This window comes from Pseudomonas sp. (assembly GCF_040514055.1).
GTDB lineage: Bacteria > Pseudomonadota > Gammaproteobacteria > Pseudomonadales > Pseudomonadaceae > Aquipseudomonas.
Genome location: NZ_JBEVDL010000028.1, coordinates 11,820 through 35,161, shown reverse-complemented (window position 1 = coordinate 35,161; position 23,342 = coordinate 11,820). Strand labels below are relative to the sequence as shown.

The 23,342-nt window shown below is 65.8% G+C and carries 19 protein-coding genes and 1 other RNA gene; 10 read left to right on the top strand and 10 right to left on the bottom strand.

All coding sequences use genetic code 11. The features are described from left to right. Positions 1-486 precede the first annotated feature (486 nt). The 10 genes from ABWY06_RS07380 to ABWY06_RS07335 form a co-directional block, all read right to left on the bottom strand. On the bottom strand, positions 487-1,782 hold the full coding sequence (locus tag ABWY06_RS07380) for a flavohemoglobin expression-modulating QEGLA motif protein (protein WP_353924917.1): 1,296 nt from the start codon (positions 1,780-1,782) through the stop codon (positions 487-489). Between the two features lie 52 nt (positions 1,783-1,834). Beyond that, entirely contained in the window at positions 1,835-2,386 is a 552-nt protein-coding gene (locus ABWY06_RS07375; RefSeq protein ID WP_353924916.1) for a hypothetical protein, read from the bottom strand. 54 nt (positions 2,387-2,440) lie between these two features. Continuing rightward, entirely contained in the window at positions 2,441-3,154 is a 714-nt protein-coding gene (locus ABWY06_RS07370) for a TetR/AcrR family transcriptional regulator (RefSeq protein ID WP_353924915.1), read from the bottom strand. Positions 3,155-3,286: 132 nt separating this feature from the next. Next, complete coding sequence (gene lysS, locus ABWY06_RS07365) at positions 3,287-4,789, bottom strand: lysine--tRNA ligase (RefSeq protein WP_353924914.1); 1,503 nt, start codon at positions 4,787-4,789, stop codon at positions 3,287-3,289. Positions 4,790-4,916: 127 nt separating this feature from the next. After that, positions 4,917-6,012, bottom strand: a protein-coding gene (gene prfB / locus ABWY06_RS07360; RefSeq protein WP_353924913.1) for a peptide chain release factor 2 whose coding sequence is annotated in 2 segments (ribosomal slippage) — positions 4,917-5,939 and positions 5,941-6,012 — 1,095 coding nt in all. Because the reading frame shifts where the segments join, the coding sequence is not laid out codon by codon here. 210 nt (positions 6,013-6,222) lie between these two features. After that, complete coding sequence (gene xrtQ / locus ABWY06_RS07355) at positions 6,223-7,623, bottom strand: exosortase Q, long form (protein ID WP_353924912.1); 1,401 nt, start codon at positions 7,621-7,623, stop codon at positions 6,223-6,225. 130 nt (positions 7,624-7,753) lie between these two features. Next, a complete protein-coding gene (locus ABWY06_RS07350) occupies positions 7,754-8,032 on the bottom strand; it encodes a DUF378 domain-containing protein (RefSeq protein ID WP_353924911.1) in 279 nt (92 codons plus the stop codon). A 133-nt stretch (positions 8,033-8,165) separates the two neighbouring features. Beyond that, a complete protein-coding gene (locus ABWY06_RS07345; RefSeq protein WP_353924910.1) occupies positions 8,166-10,238 on the bottom strand; it encodes an XrtQ-dependent VIT and vWF-A domain protein in 2,073 nt (690 codons plus the stop codon). 133 nt (positions 10,239-10,371) lie between these two features. Further along, on the bottom strand, positions 10,372-11,160 hold the full coding sequence (locus ABWY06_RS07340) for a hypothetical protein (RefSeq protein ID WP_353924909.1): 789 nt from the start codon (positions 11,158-11,160) through the stop codon (positions 10,372-10,374). A gap of 139 nt (positions 11,161-11,299) precedes the next feature. Next, positions 11,300-12,058: a tellurite resistance TerB family protein gene (locus ABWY06_RS07335; protein ID WP_353924908.1), complete on the bottom strand. Its 759-nt coding sequence runs from the start codon at positions 12,056-12,058 to the stop codon at positions 11,300-11,302. Between the two features lie 200 nt (positions 12,059-12,258). Here ABWY06_RS07335 and ABWY06_RS07330 point away from each other — a divergent pair, with 200 nt between their 5' ends. The 10 genes from ABWY06_RS07330 to ABWY06_RS07285 all read left to right on the top strand — a co-directional run bounded on the left by ABWY06_RS07330 (position 12,259) and on the right by ABWY06_RS07285 (position 23,292). After that, entirely contained in the window at positions 12,259-13,158 is a 900-nt protein-coding gene (locus ABWY06_RS07330; RefSeq protein WP_353924907.1) for a LysR family transcriptional regulator, read from the top strand. Between the two features lie 342 nt (positions 13,159-13,500). Next, positions 13,501-14,949, top strand: coding sequence for a gamma-aminobutyraldehyde dehydrogenase (locus ABWY06_RS07325; RefSeq protein WP_353924906.1), 1,449 nt, complete (start codon positions 13,501-13,503; stop codon positions 14,947-14,949). Between the two features lie 96 nt (positions 14,950-15,045). Next, entirely contained in the window at positions 15,046-16,197 is a 1,152-nt protein-coding gene (ydcS, locus tag ABWY06_RS07320; RefSeq protein WP_353924905.1) for a putative ABC transporter substrate-binding protein YdcS, read from the top strand. A 61-nt stretch (positions 16,198-16,258) separates the two neighbouring features. Continuing rightward, a non-coding RNA gene (locus tag ABWY06_RS07315) (sX9 sRNA) lies at positions 16,259-16,333 on the top strand. A 108-nt stretch (positions 16,334-16,441) separates the two neighbouring features. Further along, complete coding sequence (locus ABWY06_RS07310) at positions 16,442-17,497, top strand: ABC transporter ATP-binding protein (protein ID WP_353924904.1); 1,056 nt, start codon at positions 16,442-16,444, stop codon at positions 17,495-17,497. 1 nt (position 17,498) lies between these two features. Next, positions 17,499-18,446: an ABC transporter permease gene (locus tag ABWY06_RS07305; protein ID WP_353924903.1), complete on the top strand. Its 948-nt coding sequence runs from the start codon at positions 17,499-17,501 to the stop codon at positions 18,444-18,446. Next, positions 18,436-19,251 carry an ABC transporter permease gene (locus tag ABWY06_RS07300; protein ID WP_353924902.1) on the top strand — a complete coding sequence of 272 codons (816 nt, stop codon included), beginning with the start codon at positions 18,436-18,438 and terminating at the stop codon, positions 19,249-19,251. Before ABWY06_RS07305 ends, ABWY06_RS07300 begins: the two co-directional genes overlap by 11 nt. A gap of 52 nt (positions 19,252-19,303) precedes the next feature. Continuing rightward, positions 19,304-20,728 carry a gamma-aminobutyraldehyde dehydrogenase gene (locus tag ABWY06_RS07295; protein WP_353924901.1) on the top strand — a complete coding sequence of 475 codons (1,425 nt, stop codon included), beginning with the start codon at positions 19,304-19,306 and terminating at the stop codon, positions 20,726-20,728. Positions 20,729-20,888: 160 nt separating this feature from the next. Next, a complete protein-coding gene (locus tag ABWY06_RS07290; protein WP_353924900.1) occupies positions 20,889-21,365 on the top strand; it encodes an ester cyclase in 477 nt (158 codons plus the stop codon). Positions 21,366-21,429: 64 nt separating this feature from the next. After that, entirely contained in the window at positions 21,430-23,292 is a 1,863-nt protein-coding gene (locus tag ABWY06_RS07285) for an NAD(P)-binding protein (RefSeq protein WP_353924899.1), read from the top strand. Positions 23,293-23,342 lie beyond the last annotated feature (50 nt).

The following is a 23,342-nucleotide window of genomic DNA, read 5'->3' as shown; positions in this document are numbered from 1 at the left end:
GAATCCGAACCGACGCCTGGAATCCCACCCCCATACACCGTCATACCCGCGCAGGCGGGTATCCAGTGCTGGCGACGCCATCGCTTCAGCCGGACACGAGCAAGGCGCTGTTGAGCGCGTCGGTCCCCTCACCCGTTCAACCCCCTGGATTCCCGCCTTCGCGGGAATGACGAAAGAGACCCTTCGCGGGGAACGACAAGAAAGCGCCTGCGTGAGGCAGACGCGGGACGCCTGCGCCGTCATGCCCATGGCCAGGCTGTCACTGCGACCAGCGACTCCCTGTCGGCCAGCCCCGAACCCGAACCGACGCCTGCAATCCCCCCCATACACCGTCATACCCGCGCAAGCGGGTATCCAGGGCAGGTGCACGTTGCCGCATCAGCAGGGCACCGGCCGAAAGCGCTTGGGCCCTGTCGCCAGCTTCACCCGCTCAAACCCCTGGATTCCCGCCTTCGCGGGAATGACACAGGAGCGCATTCACAGGCCTTAGAGGATATTCGCGTAGTCGGCTTCGATACGATCCAGACTCAGGTGGTTGAGGAAGTTGGAGAAACACATCCAGGCCGACAGCGCGTTAAGGTCGCGAAACTGCGGCGGCAGGAACTTGGGCGGCGTCACCAGCCCCTCGTCCACCAGCTGGCGCAGGGTGCGCATGTCTTCCAGGGTGGTCTTGCCGCAGAACAGCAGCGGGATCTGCTCGAGCTTGCCTTTGCGCACCGCCAGCTGGATATAGTTGTAGATCAGGATAAAACCCTTGAGGTAGGACAGGTCCTTGGTGAAGGGCAAGCCGTCGGGGGTCGAGCCGCGGAACACCCGGTTGGCGTTGCCGTAACTGTCCTCCAGGCTGAAACCCTGGTCGCGGTAAAACTCGAACACCTGAAGGAAATCGGCCCCCTGCTCGGCCATATGGATGGCCCGGGTCCGGTTGGTCAGCTTGCGCAGGCGGGTCGGATACGAAGCGAAGGCGATCACTTCCATCAGGATCGCCAGCCCCTCCTGGGTCACCGTGGACGACGGCGGGCCCTTGGACAGGAAGGTGCAGATCGGCTGGTTCTGCCCGTTGAGCGTGGTGCCCACGTGCACCAGCCCTTCGTGCACCTCCAGCGCCCGTACGTCACGCTCGTTGAACACCGCGTCGCTGCGGATCTTGATGTAGTCGGCGCCCGCCGCGGCATCGGCAAGGATGCCGTCGGACTCGAACACGCGAATGGTGCCTTCCTCCTCACCGAACACGGTGTTCAGGCGGCTTTGCAACAGGCTGACGGCCTGCTCGGCGTTGAGGGTCTTGGGTTCGTCCTTGAGGTCGCCGCGCAGGGCGATATTGTTCAGGAAATCGGAGAACATCAGGCCCAGGTCGGCCAGGGTCGGGTCGCCGGCGTGGAAGGCATCCGAGGCCGCGCCGTAGAGCTCCTGGGAGATCAGCCCGAAGTCCGGCGTGCCACGGGCCTCGAGCATACGGATGACCATGCGGTATTCCTTGCACATGCGCCGCATGATCTGCCCGACCGGGTTGAACTGACCCAGCTGGCGGGTAATGTCCCGCTCGATGTTCTGGAACTCCAGCTTCTTCGCGTCGGCGTCGAAGGCCAGCGGCCGGCTCAGGTAATAGTCCCGGTCGACCTTCGGCAGCACCTTGCCGCCGCCCTTGAGGAACTCGGCGCGGATGCCATCATCCCACTTGACCGCATCGAGGATGCGGATCGGTGTCTGGGCCTCGACCAGTCGGTCGGACAGCCCGCGAATGATCAGTTGATACCCGTCCAACGGCTTGTGAATGGTCATCCGCCCCTCATTCGTCTGGACCGCACAGGGGATTCCCTGCTGAAAAAGACCGCTACTGCCCGTCGCGCTGGTACCGCGCCACCTCGACGAACACGTCGGAGTTGGCCGGATCGTCCAGGTACGCCATGACCTGCTCCAGCGGCGTGGTGACCAACGCACCTTCGCCCTGGCTGGTTTCCACCGCCTGACCCTGCAGGCGACCCTGGCCGACTTCCTGGAGGATCCGCTCGACGTCCAGGTTGTAGACCAGCAGCTCGTTGTCCGTGGTCAGCTCGAACCCGGCAATGGCGAAGTTGCCCCCCAGGGCCTTGCTCAAGCCGGCCGAGAGGTACCAACGATCGCCGTGATGGGCTACGGTGAAGCCGAACTCCTCCAGACTGGCCAGGTTGTCCGGGCTGTCCACATAGGACTTGGCCTTGTACAGGTTGGACCCGGCACGACTGACTTCCAGGTACAGCTGCTCGCCCCACTCGTTCTTGCGCGTCCACTCCCCCAACAGCGGAATGGGCGCGGCCTCGTTAGCCGGAATCGGATCCTTGAAGGTGACCAGGCAACCACTCAACAGCAGGAAGGACAAGGCGACCACTACGCGCCAGGCTTTCATCGTGTTCTCCTTGTGCGCCGCGACCGCCGGGCGGCGGTACGCAACGGGCGGGGCTCAGAGCCCCATGACCAGATACAGGTAGCGCTTGAGGATGGCCAGCATTTCCTCGCTGTCCAGGTGCTCGACGCCGTCGAGCAGGCCCTGATACTCCATCCGCACAATAATGCCGGTCAAGAGTTTGGCATCCTGCTCCGGCTGATGCGAGCCCAATACCTGGAAGAAATGCGTGACGCCCTGCAGCAAAATCTGCCGATGAGCCCGGACCAGGGCATGCAGGCGCGGATTGAGCAGCGCCTCCTGCTGGAACGCCTGCTCGGCCATCAGGTCATCGCGACGGGTCAGCAGCTGGTGCCGCACGTATTCCACGGCCAGCCGGGCGATCTCGTCGGCCACCAGGCGACGGGAGGCCTGGGTGCCATCGAGCTTGTCCACCTGGGCCTGCAGCAGGCCCTGGGTGCTCTTCCAGAACTCCGCCATGTAGGCGGCGCTTTGCTCGACGAACTGGGCGAAGGTATCGGTGATCAGGTCATTGATGTCTTTGAAATAGTAGGTGGTGGCCGACAGCGGCACGGCGGCCTCGGCCGCCACCGCGCGATGGCGCACCGCGCGCACACCTTCGCGCACGATCAGCCGCATGGCGGCATCCAGAATGGCCTGACGGCGTTGTTCGCTTCCCTGGCGACTGGCTTTGCGTCCCTGGTACTGGACACTTTCGGCGACGGCATTGGCCACATGGGCCGCGCTCTCTGGAACGGACGGGCGGGTCACGGCAGGGTATTCCTCTGGCTTGAACACTACGGGGATTGGACAGGCACCTCTTAGACCACCAAACCGCACCCCAGGTAACAAACAGTCGGCCCAGCGGCCATAAAAAAGCCGCCCGGAGGCGGCTGATTTAACTTAGGCCTGCGGGCGCATGTGCGGAAAGAGAATCACGTCACGAATCGACGGCGCATCAGTCAACAGCATGACCAGGCGGTCGATGCCGATGCCCTCGCCTGCCGTTGGAGGCATGCCGTACTCCAGGGCGCGGACGAAGTCGGCGTCGTAGTGCATGGCCTCGTCATCACCGGCATCCTTGTCGGCCACCTGGGCCTGGAACCGCTCAGCCTGGTCCTGGGCGTCGTTCAACTCGGAATAGGCGTTGGCGATCTCGCGGCCGCCGATAAACAGCTCGAAGCGGTCGGTGACGCTCGGATCGTCATCGTTGCGCCGCGCCAACGGCGAAACCTCGAAGGGGTACTGGGTGATGAAGTGCGGCTGCTCCAGCTTGTGCTCCACCAGCTCTTCGAAAATCATCACCTGCAGCTTGCCCAGGCCTTCGAAGCCGAGCACCTTGGCCCCGGCTTTTTTGGCGATGGCCCGCGCCTTGTCGATATCGCGCAGGTCCTCGGCACTCAGCTCGGGGTTGTACTTGAGGATCGAATCGAACACCGACAGGCGTACGAAGGGTTCGCCGAAATGGAACACCTTGCCCTGGTACGGCACGTCGGTCGTGCCCAGCACCAGCTGCGCCAGCTCGCGGAACAACTCCTCGGTGAGGTCCATGTTGTCTTCGTAGTCGGCATAGGCCTGGTAGAACTCGAGCATGGTGAACTCGGGGTTGTGCCGGGTCGAAACGCCTTCGTTACGGAAGTTGCGGTTGATCTCGAACACCCGCTCGAAACCACCGACCACCAGGCGCTTGAGGTACAGCTCCGGCGCAATGCGCAGGTACATGCCCATGTCCAGCGCATTGTGATGGGTTTCGAAGGGCTTGGCTGCCGCACCGCCGGGAATCGTCTGCAGCATCGGTGTTTCCACTTCGAGGAAATCGCGCTGCATCAGGAACGTGCGGATATGGGCGATCACCTGGGAGCGCACGCGGAAGGTCTGACGGGTCTCGTCATTAACGATCAGGTCGACATAACGCTGGCGGTAACGGGTTTCGGTGTCGGTCAGGCCGTGGTGCTTGTCCGGCAGCGGACGCAGCGACTTGGTCAGCAGGCGCACGTTGCTCATCTCGACATACAGGTCGCCCTTGCCGGAACGCGCCAGGGTGCCCTCGGCGGCGATGATATCGCCCAGGTCCCAATGCTTGACCGCTTCCAGCAGCTCGGGCGCCAGGGTCTTGCGGTTGACGTACAGCTGGATACGGCCGCTCATGTCCTGCAGCACCAGGAAGGAGCCACGGTTGAGCATCAGCCGCCCGGCCACCTTGACCGGAATTGCCGCGGCGGCCAGCTCCTCCTTGCTTGCGTCCACATAACGGGTCTGCAGGTCCGCGCAGTAGCTGTCACGGCGGAAATCGTTGGGGAAGGCCTGGCCCTTGGCACGCTCGGCGGCCAGTTTTTCCTTGCGCAGGGCGATCAGGCTGTTCTCTTCCTGTTGCAGGGCATGCAGATCGGGTTGTTGGTCGCTCATTTCGTCAGGATTCCATCACCGGTTCGTCCGCTCTTCCCGTCGGGAAGAGGCGTGGGCGGAGGGGCGAGCCGGCGGTCGCACCAGCCCCCGCACCCCCGTCGTCCCCTTGCGGGGACGCTGTCTTGTGTTACAGGCCTTGCTTGAGGCTCGCTTCGAGGTACTCGTCCAGGTCGCCGTCCAGCACGTTGTCGCAATCGCTGCGCTCGATCCCGGTCCGCAGGTCCTTGATGCGCGACTGGTCGAGCACGTAGGAGCGGATCTGGTGACCCCAGCCGATATCGGACTTGGTGTCTTCCAGGGCCTGGGAGGCGGCGTTGCGTTTCTGCATTTCCAGCTCGTACAGCTTAGCCCGCAGCATCTTCATTGCCGTATCGCGGTTGGCATGCTGAGAGCGCTGGTTCTGGCACTGGACCACGGTGTTGGTCGGCACGTGGGTGATCCGCACCGCCGAGTCGGTGGTGTTCACGTGCTGGCCGCCGGCACCGGAGGAACGGTAGGTATCGGTACGCAGGTCCGCCGGGTTGATGTCGATTTCGATGTTGTCGTCGATTTCCGGCGACGCGAACACCGCGCAGAACGAGGTGTGCCGGCGGTTGCCCGAGTCGAAGGGGCTCTTGCGCACCAGGCGGTGCACGCCGATCTCGGTACGCAACCAGCCGAAGGCGTATTCGCCCTTGATATACACGGTGGCACCCTTGATGCCGGCCACTTCGCCCGCGGACAGTTCGATAATTTCGGTCTCGAAGCCGCGCTTGTCGGCCCAGCGCAGGTACATGCGCAACAGGATATTGGCCCAGTCCTGGGCTTCGGTGCCCCCGGAGCCGGACTGGATATCCAGGTAGACGTTGTTCGGGTCCATCTCGCCGCTGAACATCCGGCGGAATTCGAGCTTTTCCAGGGCCGTGCGCAAGCGCTCGAGCTCGGCGACGACGTCGTCGACGGCGCCCTGATCCTCTTCCTCGGCAGCCATGTCCAGCAGCTCGCGGGCATCGCCCAGGCCGGCACTCATGGTGTCCAGGGTTTCGACTATCTGTGCCAGCTGGGCGCGTTCACGCCCCAGGTTCTGGGCGTACTCCGGATTGTTCCAGACGTTCGGATCTTCCAGCTCGCGGTTTACTTCGGTCAGACGATCATGTTTGTGATCGTAGTCAAAGATACCCCCGAATGGTCTGGGAGCGCTCGGACAGGTCCTTGATGGTGTTCAGGATCGGGTTGATTTCCATGGCTTTGGGCACTCGCTGACGAAACTTTGTGAAAGCCGGCGAGTATACCCCAGTCCCGCCGGCACTGGCAGCCGGCTATCAGTGATCCCGACGGGGCAAGGGGATCGCCCACGGCGCCCGCGCCCCGCGGCCATGGGGCGCTCCTACGACCAGGGGCCGAACCTACCCCCTGGCGCCCCCAGCCCGCCATGTTCGCGCAGGCAACGAACTCTAAAACGCGCGTGCCAGGGTCACGGCGCGCCAGGGGCCCTCGGACTGGCCGCTGAGCGCCGCCCAATACCAGGCCGAGGTGTCACTGAAGGTCCGCGCCCGGGCATCCTCGATGTACTCGCAGACCCGTATCCGCGCCCCCCGGCGCTCGGCCACGAAACAGCGCTGCAGGCCCTGCCGGGCATCGTCGGGGCGTCTTTCCAGGGCGATATCGCGGATCCGGTAGCCCAACCCCCGGTAGCAGTCGGCGGCCGGGTGCAGCTTGCGGGTGGCGGCCGTGACATGACGCAGGCTGAGCTGCTGCTGGCCATCGGTAAAACGGGCGATGGCCCCGGGAAACTGCTCGGCGAAACGTTGCTCGACCGCCGACAAGGCCAAAGGGCGCAGCGTCCGCCCGGCGAACTGCCGGGGCCATTCGACATAGGCTGCGGGCGCCACCGGTTCCGCCGGCGCGCGCAGCGCCGGCAACAACGCCACGCCGAGAAAGCCCAACGCCAGGGCGGCCCGCAGGCGCGGCGCGGCGCGGCGCGTGGCAGGCGCCACCGGGGGGGCCGGCGCCACACGGGGCGGAGCCACCCCTGGCGACGCACCGGCCATATAGACCAGGACCAGGGCGCAGACCCCGGCGAACACCAGCAGGCCGATCGCCTCATGGGCCCAGGCCGGCCCGCTGAACCAGCCCGATTCCAGCAGCACCAGCAGGGTGTTGCGCAGGATATTGCCGCCCAGCACCATCAGGCCCAGCAGCGGCAACCGGCGGGCGAACGCCCGGTCGCCCAGGCCCAGCCAGGTGGCCGTGGCGCACGCGGTGAAGTAGGCAACCCAGGCCATCTGGATCCCCGAACAGGGCGCATCCACCATCACCAGGCGGCCGCCCACTTCCAGCGTGGTGCCCTGGCGGATCACGTCCAGACCGAAGGCGCCGAGCACGCCGGCACTGGCCTGAGCGGTGACCAGGCGCAGGGGATAACCGGCGAAAAACTGCAGGGACGAGAGGATGGGCAGGGCCAGGATCGCCAAACCCAGCCAGGCCAACACGGGCTGCTGGGCACGACGCACGGCCAGCAGCCCGCAAAACACCGCCAGCACCGCCACCACGGCCCGCAGCAGGGCCGGCAGGCCGAGCGCAGGCAGGCTGGCCAGCGCCGCCAGGCACAGCGCCAGACTCAACCAGGCCAGACGCGGCGACGGCTGCAGTGTGTCGCGGGCGCGCCACAGCGCCACCAGTAACCAGAGCAGGGCCACCAGACCCAAGGGGTCGTCGGAGCCGTCGCCCAGGCGCCGGGCGCTCCACAGCCAGACCGGCCACAGCGCCAGCAATGGCAAGAGCAGCCAGCAGGCACCCGTCCGCTCAGACCACGACGTGCACCTTGGCAGGTACAGGTTTAATAAAGACCGCATAAACAGATGTCCTGATCGAGTGTGCACACCCGCGCGCCAGGGCGTGGCACGCACCTGTCGGTGTCGCGGGTAACCGGAAGACGTCGCGGATGGGCCCGGAAACCGGGCCTATCCCAGGAGCGCGAGACAGTCAGTGCCAGGGTTTGCTGGCCAGTCGCGCGCAGAGGTAGATCGCATAGAGCCCAGCCAGGCCGACCAGGCAATACAGCCCCCGCGATACCGGGCTCATGGGCCCGAACAGGGTGGCCACCAGGTCGGTGTTGAACAGGCCGACCAGGCCCCAGTTGAGGCCCCCGACTATCACCAGCAGCAAGGCGATCCAGTCCAAGGCATTCAGGGTGCGAGCGCCGCCGACACGGCGGTCCGCCAGGTGGCGGCGTTCGGTGACATGGGTATCTAAAGTTGCCATAACGAGTTCCTCGACGGGTTGAACGGCGGTTGACGATCACCAAACGCGACTCCAGAACGGCAGCCACCTGGCCGAACGGCACACAGGACAAAAGACCGGAGTCTGGCCTCGTGGAGGTTGGATAACCCCCGTCCTAGACCGTTCCCCCCGCGCCGCGAGGACCGCGGCGGTGCAGCAGCAGCCCGCCCAGGGCGGCGATCAGCAACATGGCCCAGGTGCTGGGTTCGGGCGTACTGGGGACCGCCGCGCCGACCGTCAGCGGGCTGACCGCCAGGGGACTGACGCCCTGGGGCAACGGCAACGGCTGCGGGGTGGCCGCGGGACTAGTGCCGGGGGCGGTGCGCACCACCTCGTCCACCGCCACAAAGGAGGTGTAGGGGGTCAGCAGGTGGTATTTCAGGCCGAGGTCGAGGATCGCCTGGCTGTAGGCAAAATCACCTTCCAGGGTTTCCTGGTCGGTCAGGCTGGCCACCCGATGGCGCGCCCAGAGCAACGCCAGTGCCTGGTTCTCGGCCTGGGCCTGGTCGGCGCGGATCGGCAACTCGACCCGGTAGGCACCGCCAGCCTGCTGGCCCTCGATCAACAGGCGGCCCTTGGCCTCGCCGCGCCATTTACCGAACAGCACCAATGGACGTTGGGCGAACAGGTCCGGTAGGGCCGGTGGTTCGACCTCATAGGTGTCCAGCCCCTCGAACCGCGCCTGCACATGGGTCAGCAGCGGTGCGTCGATCATCCGGCGAAAACGCTCGGCCTGCTCGGCCGCCGAGGCTTTATCCAGCACCACAAAAGGTTCGCCCTGGCCGGCGCGCGCCAATCCCTCGATCAATTGGCGATTGACCGAGCTGCCGATGCCAAAGGCGAACAGGTTGGCCTGGTCCAGGTGCTTGCGCACCAGCTCGAAGGCATCGCGCTCGACCGTGACGAAGCCATCGGTGATCACCACGAAGCTGCGCGCACGCTCCTGGTCGCCGGGGACCGCCAGTGCCTGGCGTAGCGCCGGCAGCAGTTCGGTGCCGCCGCTGCCCATCTCGGTGTCCAACAGGGTCAGCGCGCGTGCGATGTTGTCCGCGTTGGCCGGCTGTGAGTCGGGCGCCAGCAGGCTGCTGCTGCCCGAAAACAGCATCACGTTGAACCTATCGGACGGGCGCAGGCCCGCGAGCAGGCGTTGCAGCAGGACCTTGGCGGTGTCCAGGGGGAAGCCGTGCATGGAGCCGGAAATATCCACCACGAAGAGGTACTCGCGCGGGACTATCAATTGGCTCGGCGCCGCCTTGGGCGGCGCTACCAGGGCCAGGAAGAAATTCTCCTCGGAGCCCTTGGAGAGCAGCAGGCCACTTTCGATGCGGTCGCCGGCCAGGCGGTAGTCGAGAATAAAATCGCGGTCGTTGGCAATCGTCGTAGCCGCGGCCAGCCGCACCCGGGACTGGTTGTCGGCGCCTTTATCGATGTCGATGGCATGGCTGGGCGAGACCAACTCCCGCACCGGCGTGGGTGTGGCCAGTTGCACCTGCAGATCGAAGACCGGCGCAGACTCGTCTATTGCCGCAGCTCCGACAGCATCAGTTGTGGCGGCAGTGCACTGATAGGGCGTGGCGATCCAGGGCTCGGCGGTACCGCTGCCGGTGGCCAGCGCGCCGTTGTAACGCGGCCCCACCACGGTGGGAAAGACGAACCGATAGACGCCGTCCGTGGGCACCAGCAGCTCGGTGTAATGCAGCTCCACCGCCACCTCGTCGCCGGGCAGGATATTGGCCACATTCATCTGGAAGACGTTCTCGCGGTGCTGCTCGAGCAGGGCCGAGGTCTTGCCGGCCAGCTTGCCGGCCTCGTACTCCTGCTTGGCCTGCTGTTTTTCGCGAATGCTGGCATTGAGTTGACGCTCGCCGATGCGCACTTGCATGGCGTAGACCGCCGCCCGCGTCGACGCCGGAAACACATACTGCGCCTCCAGCGGCCGACTGCCTTCGTTGCGGTAGTGCTGGGTGACGGTCACATCGGCGATCACTCCGAGCACCCGGGCGCGCACCTGGGTCGACTTGAGCGGCAGGCGGTCGTTGGCCGGATCGTCGCTGTGCACCGAAAAGTACGGGCTTTGGCTGTTATCGCCGTCAGGCTCAGCCTGGGCCTGGGCGGCGAGTGGCGCCAGCAGTAGCGTGGCGAACAACAGGCGCAGCGTTGCAACGGCGCGGGCGGGCAGATACGGCATAAGGGAACCCCTGCAGGAAAGTGGTACAGGGGCTGAGCATCGACGGCGCAGGTGGCGGCCGTTTGCAGCCTGCGTGGTGATTGTGTGGAGACTCGGTGAACACGGCCAGCCTCGGGCGAGGCTGTCAGGCGGACTACAACGCCTGCAGGCGCAGCAGGCCCTCGGCCATTTCCCCGGCTTGGCGCGCCACCACCAAGGGCGCCAGGTTGTCCTGATAGTCGAGCAAACGACCGCGGATAAACTTCCAGCGCGTCGCCAGCGGCCGCAAGGCCTCGCGGGCCGGCCCAGGACCCAGGCCCTGCTCGAGGGCCAGCAGGTCGGCGTCGATGCTGCTGGCCAGCGCATCGATGTCCTGACTCAGGTAATGCGCCGGCTCGTCCGGGCCGCTGTCGATATCGCCGATATAGGCACGCGCCGTATAGCGGCTGGCCAGCGACTGGATTTTCGCTGGCAAGTCCAGCAGGCGCAGCTCTAGGGGCGTCATGGCATGGGCTTGTTGCGCCTGGCGGCCCAGGCGCTCCAGCCCGAGCAACAGCGCGCGCTGCACCCTGGCGAACTCGAAATTGAACTGCCAGGGCAATTCCGGGGAGGCCGGATCGTAAACCAGGCCCTCGAGTATCTTGATTTCAAAGGCGAGCCGGTGCGGGGTCAGGGCCTCCAGCAGGGCCCGGCTTTCGCCGGACAAGGGCGCCGCCTCCAGCCGTGCCAGGCTGTCCTTGAAGGCCAGCAACTGCGCCTCGACCCTGGCGGTCAACTCGGCATGACCACCCTCGCCGCGGTGCACAAACAGCTCGGTGCCGGTGCGCAGCATCTGCACCTCGGCCCGCTGCACCTGCAGCAATTGGGCGTCCAGCGCCGCCGACGCGGCCGCGCTCCAGCTGCACAAACAGGCCAGCAGCCCTGCCTTGAGATCGATGCGCATACGGCGTCCCTCCTTATGCCAGGCAAGACCAGACGGGCGAGTGTAAAGGCGTGGTGCTCAGCCAACCAGCGCCTGGCCGCACACCGAACTTTCCATCGGGACACCGCCCGCCTCCCTTGCGCCGGGCGGGCCGTCGCCTTCAGCCCTCGCTGACCACGTCGCGCACCTGGGCCTGCAGCTCCCGCTGCAAGGCCGGATCGAGCTTCAGTTGCCGGGCCAGCTCTTCCAGGTAAGCGCGCTCCATAAAATGCTCCTCGTCCACCATCAGCAGGCTGGCCAGGTACATTTCCGCCGCCATCTCCGGTGACGTGGCGGCCCGCGCCACCTCGGCCGGATCCAGCGGTTTGTTCAGTTCCAGCTCGAGCCAGCGTTGCAGCTCGGCATCGCCACTGAGCTTGCCCAGCTCGGTTTCGATCAGTTGCCGCTCTCGGGCATCCACATGACCGTCGGCCTTGGCCGCCGCCACCAAGGCCCTGAGGATCGCCTGGCCATGGGCTTCGGCTTCGGCGGCGGGCAGCCGGTCGAGGGTCCGCGGCTCACCCTGGGGCGCGTCGGCCTGCTGCGCCTGCCAACTGCCGTAGGCCTTGTAGGCCAGCACCCCGAGCGCGGCCAGCCCGCCGTAGGTGAGGGCCTTGCCGCCGAGTTTGCGCGCGCTTTTGTTGCCCAGCAGCAAGCCCAGGGCCCCGGCCGCCAAGGCTCCACCGCTGCCGCCCTTGAGCAGTCCGCCCAAGCCACCTAGATCACCGCCACTCGAGGCTTTGCCCGAGCCACTGGCGCCCCCGCCGAGCAGCCCGCCCAGGGCATTGCCCAGCCCCCCGGACGCCCCGCCGGCGGATTTCTGTTTCAGCAATTCCTGGCCCGACTTAAAGAGTTGATCGAGCAAACCTCGGGTATTCATGACGGCCTCCAGGCGCGGCTGAGTGAGCCACAGACTGTAGCGCGCCGCCCGCCGGCGCTCCTTACGCAGAGTGCTTCCAGATATTGCACACGGCCACGCCCGACCCATCAAATAAAAACGATACATGGAGCGTATTTTCGATTAAATATATAGCCCCTCACGCGCCAGAACCTGTGCGCCTCTTAGCCGGCGGTTCCCCCATGATGACCCTGCGGCAAATTCGTCATTTTATCGCCGTCGCCGAGACCGGCTCGATTTCCGCGGCTGCCCAGGCCGTCTTTATCTCCCAGTCGACCCTGACCCTGGCGATCCAGCAATTGGAACAGGAAATCGGCGTCAGCCTGTTCAACCGTCACGCCAAGGGGATGACCCTGACCCACCAGGGCCACCAGTTCCTGCGCCAGGCGCACCTGATCCTGGCCACGGTGGACAATGCCAAACGCAGCCTGCAACAGAGCACCGACCAGGTCGCCGGGCAGTTGACGGTCGGCGTGACCAGCCTGGTCGCCGGCTACTACCTGGCGGACCTGCTGACCCGGTTTCAGCGCGCCTACCCGAATGTGCAGATTCGCGTACTGGAGGACGAGCGGCCTTACATCGAACACCTGCTGGTCAGCGGCGAGATCGATGTGGGCGTGCTGATCCTCTCCAACCTGGAAGACCGCCACGCCTTACAGACCGAAGTGCTGACCCATTCGCCGCACCGCCTCTGGTTGCCGCCGCAACACCCCCTGCTGGAGCTCGACAGCATCAGCCTGGCCGACGTGGTGGGCGAACCCTTGATCCAGCTGAACGTCGACGAGATGGGCCTGAACGCCCAGCGCATCTGGTCGCGGGCCGGACTGCAGCCGCAGATCACCCTGCGCACCGGCTCCACGGAAGCGGTGCGCAGCCTGGTGGCGGCCGGCCTCGGGCTGTCGATCCAGCCCGACATGACCTACCGACCTTGGTCGCTGGAAGGCGACATCATCGAAGCCCGGGCCCTGGTCGACCTTACCGAAACCCTGGATGTCGGCCTGGCCTGGCGCCGCGGCACGGCACGCCCTTCGCTGGTCGACCCCTTCCTCACCGTGGCCCGTGAACCGCAACGGGGACGCTGATCGACGAACCCCTGAGGGTCAGCGCCGCGAACCACAAGGAGGACGCGTCGGGCCTTAGCGCCGCGAGAGTGCGCGAGCGGAGCCTGCACCTACATAGCTTCAGCGCTCGACTGCCCAACTGCCGGACTCGATCCCCAGACACCGTCATACCCGCGCAGGCGGGTATTCAGGTACGGCGACGCAACGCCCTGCGCAAATGAGCTATCGTTTTAATCGAACGATGCTTTCAGTATTAAGAATTTGTGGCGAACCTAAACCCGCTCTAGTCTCGTTCCACACCCCAAAGGCCCGCAAACCCTGCCCCGGCACGGTTCAGACGGCGAACAATAAAAAGAGCGCCACATGTTGCCCATCTGTACCGAGCTGTTGATCGACGGTCGACTGCTGCCTGGCCAAGGCCAGGCCGAGGCGATCTTCAATCCAGCCACTGGCGAGCGCCTGTGCGGCGTCGCCGAGGCCTCCGCCGAACAGGTCGAAGCCACCATCCTGGCCGCGCATCGGGCGTTCGCCAGCTGGTCGCGCACCACCCCGGCCCAACGCTCGTTGCTGCTGCTGGCCATCGCCGAGCGGATCGAAGCCCAGGCCGACGCACTGGCGACCCTGGAAGCGCTGAACTGCGGCAAACCTCTGCACCTGGCCCGCCAGGACGACCTCAGCGCCGCCGTCGACGTGTTCCGCTTCTTCGCCGGCGCGGTACGCTGCCAGACCGGCCAGTTGGCCGGCGAGTACCTGCCGGGCTACACCAGCATGGTGCGCCGCGACCCGATCGGCGTGGTGGCCTCCATCGCCCCCTGGAACTACCCGTTGATGATGGCCGCCTGGAAGATCGCCCCGGCCCTGGCCGCCGGCAACACCCTGGTGTTCAAGCCGTCCGAGCACACGCCGCTGTCGATCCTGGCCCTGGCGCCGGTGCTGGCCGAGCTGCTGCCACCCGGGGTGATCAACATTCTCTGTGGCGGCGGCGAAGGCGTCGGCAGCCATCTGGTGGCCCATCCCAAGGTCCGCATGGTGTCGCTGACCGGCGATATCGTCACCGGGCAGAAAATCCTCCAGGCGGCATCGAAAACCCTCAAACGCACCCACCTGGAACTGGGCGGCAAGGCCCCGGTGATCGTCTGCAACGATGCCGACCTGCAGGCCGTGGTCGAGGGCGTACGCACCTACGGCTACTACAACGCCGGCCAGGACTGCACCGCCGCCTGCCGCCTGTATGTCCAGGCCGGCATCCACGACCGCCTGGTCGCCGAACTGGGCGATGCGGTCGCCAGCCTGCGCTTTGCCCGCAAGCGCGACGCCGACAACGAGATCGGCCCCCTGATCAGCCCGCGCCAACGCGACCGGGTGGCCAGTTTCGTCGAGCGCGCCCTCGGCCAGCCCCATATCGAACGGGTCACCGGCGCCGCCGTGCATTCCGGCCCGGGTTACTACTACCAACCGACCCTGCTGGCCGGTTGCAAGCAGGGCGACGAGATCGTCCAGCGCGAGGTGTTTGGTCCGGTGGTCACCGTGACCCGCTTCGACGAGTTGTCCCAGGCCGTGGATTGGGCCAACGACTCCGAATACGGCCTGGCGTCCTCGGTCTGGACCCAGAACCTGGACAAGGCCATGCAGGTGGCGGCGCGCCTGCAATACGGCTGCACCTGGATCAACAGCCATTTCATGCTGGTCAGCGAAATGCCCCACGGCGGCCTGAAACGCTCCGGCTACGGCAAGGACCTGTCCAGCGACTCGTTACAAGACTACAGCGTGGTACGCCACATCATGGCGCGCCACGGCCAACACCTGGACTGATCCGACAACAACGCCCCGCAGGGGCAACCAAGGCCCGCGAGGCCGGCGACACGACGTACCACTGCCCCGACCACAACTAAAATAGAGGGAAACCCCATGTCCGTGCACAAGACTGCGTTGCTCAGCGCACTCACCACCGCCTTGCTGGCCAGTAGCGCCCTGCATGCCGGCGAAGCCTTGAAACAGGTCGGCGCCGGCGAAGGCCGCCTGGATATAGTCGCCTGGCCCGGCTACCTCGAACGCGGCGAATCCGACAAGGCCTACGACTGGGTTACGCCCTTCGAGAAAGCCAGTGGTTGCCAGGTCAATGTCAAGACCGCCGCCACCTCGGACGAGATGGTCAGCCTGATGAACAAGGGCGGCTACGACCTGGTGACCGCTTCTGGCGACGCCTCGCTGCGGTTGATTGCCGGCAAGCGCGTGCAGCCGATCGACACCAACCTGATCCCCAACTGGAAAAACCTCGACCCTCGGCTCAAGGACGCGCCCTGGTATGTGGTCGGCGGCAAGACCTATGGCGCGCCCTACCAGTGGGGGCCGAACGTGCTGATGTACAACACCAACGTCTTCAAAAGCGCGCCCACCAGCTGGAGCGTGGTGTTCGAGGCGCAGAATCTGGCGGACGGCAAGGCCAACAAGGGCCGGGTGCAGGCGTATGACGGCCCGATCTACCTGGCCGACGCGGCGCTTTACCTGAAGGCGAAAAAGCCCGAGTTGGGCATCCAGGACCCCTACCAGCTTAACGAAACCCAGTACGCCGCCGTGCTCGAGGTCCTGCGCCAACAGCAGCCCCTGGTGCACCGCTACTGGCACGACACCACGGTACAGATGAGCGACTTCAAGAACGAAGGCGTGGTCGCCTCCGGTGCCTGGCCGTACCAGGTCAACGCCCTGCAGCTGGAAAAACAGCCGATCGCCTCGACCATCCCGGCCGAAGGCGCCACCGGCTGGGCCGACACCACCATGTTGCACGCCGACGCCCAGCACCCGAACTGCGCCTACCAGTGGCTGGACTGGTCGCTGCAGGCCAAGGTCCAGGGCGACGTCGCCGCCTGGTTCGGCTCCCTGCCAGCAGTGCCGGCAGCCTGCAAGGCCAGCGAATTGCTCGGCGCCGAAGGCTGCACCACCAACGGTTTCGACCAGTTCGAGAAGATCGCCTTCTGGAAGACCCCGCAGGCAGAGGGCGGCAAGTTCGTGCCCTATAGCCGCTGGACTCAGGATTACATCGCGATCATGGGCGGCCGCTAAAAGTCATCCAGGCGGCTGCTGCGCGGGCCTGATCCGCACCCGGGCAGTGCTCGGAATCCTCACGTACTGAAGTACGCTCCGGTTCCTGTGCGCTGGCCGGCCGCGGCTGAGACCCGCTCGCGACGCTGCCTGAACGACTTTCCGCATGTTGTCTTTTACTAAGAACCGTGAAAGCCCCCCGTTTCAACAGTTACCGGTCGCCCACAGAGGGCGGCCGTGTTTGGTTTTTTTGGAGTTCCGCACCATGACGCTTGCAGTGCAATTTACCGATGTATCCCGGCTGTTCGGCGAGGTGAAGGCCGTGGACCGGGTCAGCATCGATATCCAGGACGGCGAGTTCTTTTCCATGCTCGGCCCCTCAGGTTCGGGCAAGACCACCTGCCTGCGCCTGATCGCCGGCTTCGAGCAGCCCAGCGGCGGCTCCATCCGTATCCATGGCGTCGAGGCCGGCGGCCTGGCGCCCTACCAGCGCGACGTTAATACGGTGTTCCAGGACTACGCGCTGTTCCCCCATATGAACGTGCTGGACAACGTCGCCTATGGCCTGAAGGTCAAGGGCGTGGCCAAGGCCGAACGCCTGAGCCGTGCCGAAGAGGCCCTGGACATGGTGGCCCTCGGCGGCTATGGCGCCCGCAAGCCGGCCCAGTTGTCCGGTGGCCAGCGCCAGCGGGTAGCCCTCGCCCGCGCCCTGGTCAACCGGCCACGGGTGCTGTTGCTGGACGAACCCCTCGGCGCCCTGGACCTGAAACTGCGCGAGCAGATGCAGAGCGAACTGAAGAAGCTGCAACGCCAGCTGGGCATCACCTTTATCTTCGTCACCCATGACCAGACCGAAGCCCTGTCGATGTCCGACCGGGTGGCGGTGTTCAACAAGGGCCGCATCGAACAGGTCGACACCCCGCGCAACCTCTATATGCACCCGGCCACCACCTTTGTCGCCGAGTTCGTCGGCACCTCCAACGTCCTGCGCGGCGACCTGGCGCAGCAGCTGAGCGGCACGCCGCAGGCCTTTTCCATCCGTCCGGAACATATCCGCTTCGCCGACGAAGCGCCGCTGCTGGCGGTTCAGCCCAGCGGCCTGGTACAGGTCAGCGGCCTGCTGCATGACATCCAGTACCAGGGCGCCGCGACGCGCTACGAGATCCGCCTGGAGAACGGTCAGCTGCTCAACCTCAGCCAGGCCAACAACCAGTGGCAGGCCCCCGGCAGCACCCGCCAGGTTGGCCAGCAGGTGATCGCCTGCTGGGCGCGCGACGCCATGGTGCCGCTGCAGGACCTCGGCGCGGGCGAGGCGCTCTGATATGACCACCCTCACCCACCGCGCCACCGCGCCCGCCGAAGGCCCGCTGCGGCGGCTGTCCGGGCTGCTTTACCGCCGTCCCAACCTGTACCTGGCGCTGCTGCTGCTGCCACCGCTGCTGTGGTTCGGCGCCATCTACCTGGGCTCGCTGCTGACCCTGCTGTGGCAAGGTTTCTACAGCTTCGACGACTTCACCATGGCGGTGACGCCGGACCTGACCCTGAACAACTTCGCCGCGCTGTTCCAGCCGGCCAACTACGACATTATTTTGCGCACCCTGTGCATGGCGGTCGCCGTGTCGCTGGCCAGCGCCCTGATCGCCTTTCCGATCGCCTACTACATGGCGCGCTACACCCAGGGCAAGACCAAGGCGTTTTTCTACATCGCGGTGATGATGCCGATGTGGGCCAGCTATATCGTCAAGGCCTACGCCTGGACGCTGCTGCTGGCCAAGGGCGGCGTCGCCCAATGGTTCGTCCAGCAGCTGGGCCTGGAGCCGCTGTTGCAGGCGCTGTTGGCCGTACCGGGCGTCGGCGGCAGCACCCTGTCGACCTCGCACCTGGGGCGGTTCCTGGTGTTCGTCTATATCTGGCTGCCCTTTATGATCCTGCCGATCCAGGCCTCCCTGGAACGCCTACCGCCATCCCTGCTGCAAGCCTCGGCGGACCTGGGCGCCAAACCGCGGCAGACGTTTTTCCAGGTGATCCTGCCGCTGTCGATCCCCGGCATCGCCGCCGGCTCGATCTTCACCTTCTCCCTGACCCTGGGCGATTTCATCGTGCCGCAACTGGTCGGACCGCCCGGTTACTTCATCGGCAGCATGGTTTACGCGCAGCAGGGAGCGATCGGCAACATGCCCATGGCCGCCGCCTTTACCCTGGTGCCGATCCTGTTGATCGCTCTCTACCTGTCCTTCGTCAAACGCCTGGGGGCCTTCGATGCACTCTGATTCGGCAAAAGCCTCCTGGGGCCTGAAAACGGCCGCCTGGGGCGGGCTGCTGTTCCTGCACTTCCCGATCCTGATCATCTTCCTCTACGCCTTCAACACCGAGGAAGCGGCCTTCAGTTTCCCGCCCCAGGGCTTCACCCTGAAGTGGCTGAGCGTGGCCCTGGCGCGCAGCGACGTGCGCGAGTCGATCGGCCTGTCGCTGCAGATCGCCTGTGTCGCCACCCTGATCGCCATGCTGCTGGGCACCCTGGCGGCGGCCGCGCTCTACCGCCGGGATTTTTTCGGCAAGGACGGCATCTCGCTGCTGCTGATCCTGCCGATCGCCTTGCCCGGCATCGTCACCGGCATCGCCCTGCTCGCGGCGTTCAAGTCGCTGGGTATCGAGCCGGGGATGTTCACCATCATCGTCGGCCATGCCACCTTCTGCGTGGTGATCGTCTACAACAACGTGATCGCCCGCTTTCGCCGCACCTCCCATAGCCTGATCGAGGCCTCCATGGACCTGGGCGCCGACGGCTGGCAGACCTTTCGCTACATCATCCTGCCTAACCTCGGCTCGGCCCTGCTGGCCGGCGGCATGCTGGCGTTCGCCCTGTCGTTCGACGAGATCATCGTCACCACCTTCACCGCCGGCCATGAACGCACCCTGCCGCTGTGGCTGCTCAACCAGCTGGCGCGACCGCGCGACGTACCGGTGACCAATGTGGTGGCCATGCTGGTGATGCTGGTGACCATGCTGCCGATCCTCGGCGCCTACTACCTGACCAAGGGCGGCGAAAGCGTCGCCGGCAGCGGCGGCAAATGAACCGCGCCATTTACTTTCAGCCCTTCAAGCCTGTTAACGAGAGGACCTCGCCATGCACACCCACTTGCTGATCAATGGCCAACTGGTGGAGGGCCTGGGCGCCCGCCAGATCGTGCTCGACCCTGCCCGCGGCACCCAGTTGGCGGACATCCCGGAAGCCAGCGAAGCCCAGGTCGACGCCGCGGTGCGCGCCGCCGCTGCCGCCTTCGATGGCTGGTCGCAGACCGCCCCCAAGGACCGCTCGCTGCTGCTGTTGAAACTCGCCGAGCGTATCGATGCGCACGCCGAGGAGCTGGCGCGTCTGGAGTCGGACAATTGCGGCAAACCCTACGCCGCGGCGCTGAACGATGAGCTGCCGGCCATTGCCGATGTGTTCCGCTTCTTCGCCGGCGCCAGTCGCTGCCTGGGCGGCTCGGCCGCGGGCGAATACCTGCCCGGCCACACCTCGATGATTCGCCGCGACCCGGTGGGCGTAGTGGCTTCCATCGCGCCCTGGAACTACCCGCTGATGATGGTCGCCTGGAAGATCGCCCCGGCCCTGGCCGCCGGCAATTGCGTGGTGCTCAAACCCTCGGAGCTGACCCCGCTGAGCGCCTTCCGGCTGGCCGAACTGGCCGCCGACCTGTTTCCCGCCGGCGTGCTTAACCTGGTCTTCGGCCGCGGCGCCAGCGTCGGTGCGCCCCTGGTCAATCACCCCAGCGTGCGCATGGTCTCGCTGACCGGCTCCATCGCCACCGGCGCCGGCATCATCGCCAGCACCGCCGACAGCGTCAAACGCCTGCACATGGAACTGGGCGGTAAGGCGCCGGTGATCATCTTCGACGACGCCGACATCGACGCCGCCGTGGACGGCATCCGCACCTTCGGCTTCTACAACGCCGGCCAGGACTGCACCGCCGCCTGTCGCATCTACGCCCAGCAGGGCATCTACGAGCGCTTTGTCGAAAAACTCGGCGCGGCGGTGGCCTCGATCAAGACCGGCCTGCAGGACGACCCAAGCACCGAGCTGGGGCCGCTGATCAGCGCCGCCCACCGCGACCGGGTCAGCGGCTTCGTCGAGCGCGCCCGCCAGGTGCCGCATATCCGGGTGGTCACCGGCGGCAAGGCGGTGGAGGGCCCGGGCTTTTTCTACGAGCCGACGGTGCTGGCCGATGCGTTGCAGGACGACGAGATCGTCCAGCGCGAGGTCTTCGGCCCGGTGGTCTCGGTCACCCGCTTCGACGACGAGGCACAGGTGCTGGCCTGGGCCAACGACTCGGACTATGGCCTGGCCTCTTCGGTCTGGACCCAGGACCTGGGCCGTGCCCATCGCCTGGCTGCCCGCCTGCAATACGGCTGCACCTGGGTCAACACGCACTTTATGCTGGTCAGCGAAATGCCCCACGGCGGCCAGAAACACTCCGGCTACGGCAAAGACATGTCCATGTATGGCCTGGAGGATTACACGCTGGTTCGCCACGTGATGTTCAAGCACTGACCGGGGCAGTCGCCCTCGAGCAGGCGTGGTTCAACCATGCCGGGAAATGCGCCTGCCGTGCGCTTCCCGGCCCTTTCGCCTGGACTCGCCTTTCGCGCGCGATACCCAGGTGTTCGCCTCGCAACCCACCATTCCCCCCCCAAGAGCAGGAATTAAAACAATGAAAAATACACTGCGCTGCATCGGCTTCCTGACGCTGCTGGCCGCCGCCAGCCTGGCCCAGGCCGCCGACGACGCCAAGGCCCTGGTCGAGGGCTATATGGCGGCCTGGAATGCCCACGACGCCGCCCGAGCGGCGACTTTCCTGGCCCCGGACGTCGAGTATTTCGACGCCAGTGTCGGCACCCCGCAACGGGGGCGGGACGCGGCGCGGGACAAGGTGATCAAGGTGTTCGTCGACGCGGTGCCGGACCTGCGCTGGAAGATGACCAGCACGCCGATCGTCAGCCCTGAGGGCATCGCCTTCCAGTGGGAATTCAGCGGTACCAACAGCGGCGCCTGGGGCCCGGAAACGCCCGCCACCGGCAAAGCCATCCGTTTCGAAGGGGTCAGTTTTATCCGCCTCCAGGCCGGCAAGATCGCCTACCAGGGCGACTACTACGACGCCCTGGGCCTGAACAAGCAACTGGGCTGGTAACCGCCCCGCCCGGCACTGCCGGGCGCTCGCCCCCCTTCTTTTCCCCATCGGCAAGGACCCTTTTATGACCATTACCCGCCGCGACTTTCTCAACGGCGCCGCCCTGACCCTGGCCGCCGGCCTCAGCCCGCTGCAACTTCTGCAGGCCGCGCCGAGCGGACGTTACTACCCGCCGGCCCTGACCGGCCTGCGCGGCAGCCATGCCGGCGCCTTCGAGGTCGCGCACCAGATGGGCTGGGAGAAAAAGGTCTTTGCCACCGACGCCTTGCCGATCACCGAGGAATACGACCTGGTGGTGGTCGGTGGCGGGCTGAGCGGCCTGTCGGCGGCCTGGTTTTACCGCGAGCGGCACCCCAAGGCGCGCATCCTGATCGTGGAAAACCATGATGACTTCGGCGGTCATGCCAAGCGCAACGAATTCGAGGCCGGCGGCCGGATGATTCTGGGCTACGGCGGCAGCGAGGCGCTGCAGTCGCCGACCCACCTGTTCAGCCAGCAGGTCAATCATCTGATGAAAAGCCTGGGGGTCGAGCCACGGCGTTTCGAGACCGCGTTCAATCGTTCGTTCTACCCGGGACTGGGCCTGTCGCGCGGGGTGTTCTTCGACCGCGAGACCTTTGGCGAGGACAAGCTGGTGACCGGCGACCCGACGCCCATGGTGGCCGACGACCTGCGCCCCGACCAGCTTAATGCCCGCCCGATCGCCGCCTTTATCCAGGACTTCCCACTGCCGGAGCCGGACCGCCTGGCGCTGATCGCCCTGCATGACGCACCCAAGGACTACCTGGCGGGCAAGAGCCCGGAGCAGAAGGAAGCGCACCTGGCCAAGACCAGCTACCGCGACTTCCTGCTCAAGGACGTCGGCCTGAGCGCGACGGCCGTCGCCTACTTCCAGGGCCGCAGCAATGATTTTATGGCCCTGAGCATCGATGCTGTGGCCGCCTTCGACGCCTATTACTTCGGCTTTCCCGGGTTCGCCGCCATGGGCCTGGCGCCGCCCAGCGAAGAAGCCAAGGCCGAGATGGAAGAGCCCTACATCTACCATTTCCCCGATGGCAACGCCTCGATCGCGCGCCTGCTGGTGCGCGACCTGATTCCCGCCGTGGCACCGGGCAAGGGCATGGACGATATCGTGCTGGCGCCCTTCGACTACAGCCAACTGGATCGCGTGGGGCAGCCGATCCGGCTGCGCCTGAACAGCACGGCGGTCAGCGTGCGCAACGTCGCGGGCGGCGTGGATGTGGGCTACAGCCGCAACGGCGAACTGGCCCGGGTACGCGGCAAACACTGCGTGCTGGCCTGCTACAACATGATGATTCCCTACTTGCTGCGCGACCTGCCCGCCGAGCAGGCCCACGCCCTGAGCCAGAACGTCAAGTTCCCGCTGGTGTACACCAAGGTGCTGATCCGCAACTGGCAGGCATTCCGCAAGCTCGGGGTGCACGAGATCTACGCCAGCACCCAGCCCTACAGCCGGATCAAGCTGGACTATCCGGTCGACCTCGGCGGCTATCGCCACCCGCGCGATCCGCAGCAGCCGATTGGCCTGCATATGGTCTATGTGCCCACCAGTCCGAACAGCGGCATGAACGCCCGCGACCAGGCACGCGCCGGGCGCGGCAAGCTCTATGGAGCGACTTTCGAGCAGTTGGAAACTCAGTTGCGCGAGCAACTGCAGCGCATGCTCGGCCCGGGCGGTTTCGATCACCAGAAGGACATCCTGGCGATCACCATCAACCGCTGGACCCACGGCTACTCGTATTTTTCCAACAGCCTGTTCGACGACGAGGCCGCCAGCGAGGCCTTGATGAACCAGGCCCGGCAGAAACTCGGCAATGTCAGCATCGCCAACTCCGACGCCGCCTGGGACGCCTACGCCCATGCAGCCATCGACGAGGCTTGGCGCGCAGTCGGCGAATTGACCTGAACCACCCGGCCGGCAGACGACTGTTCGTCGGCCCGTTCGGCCAAGGGGTG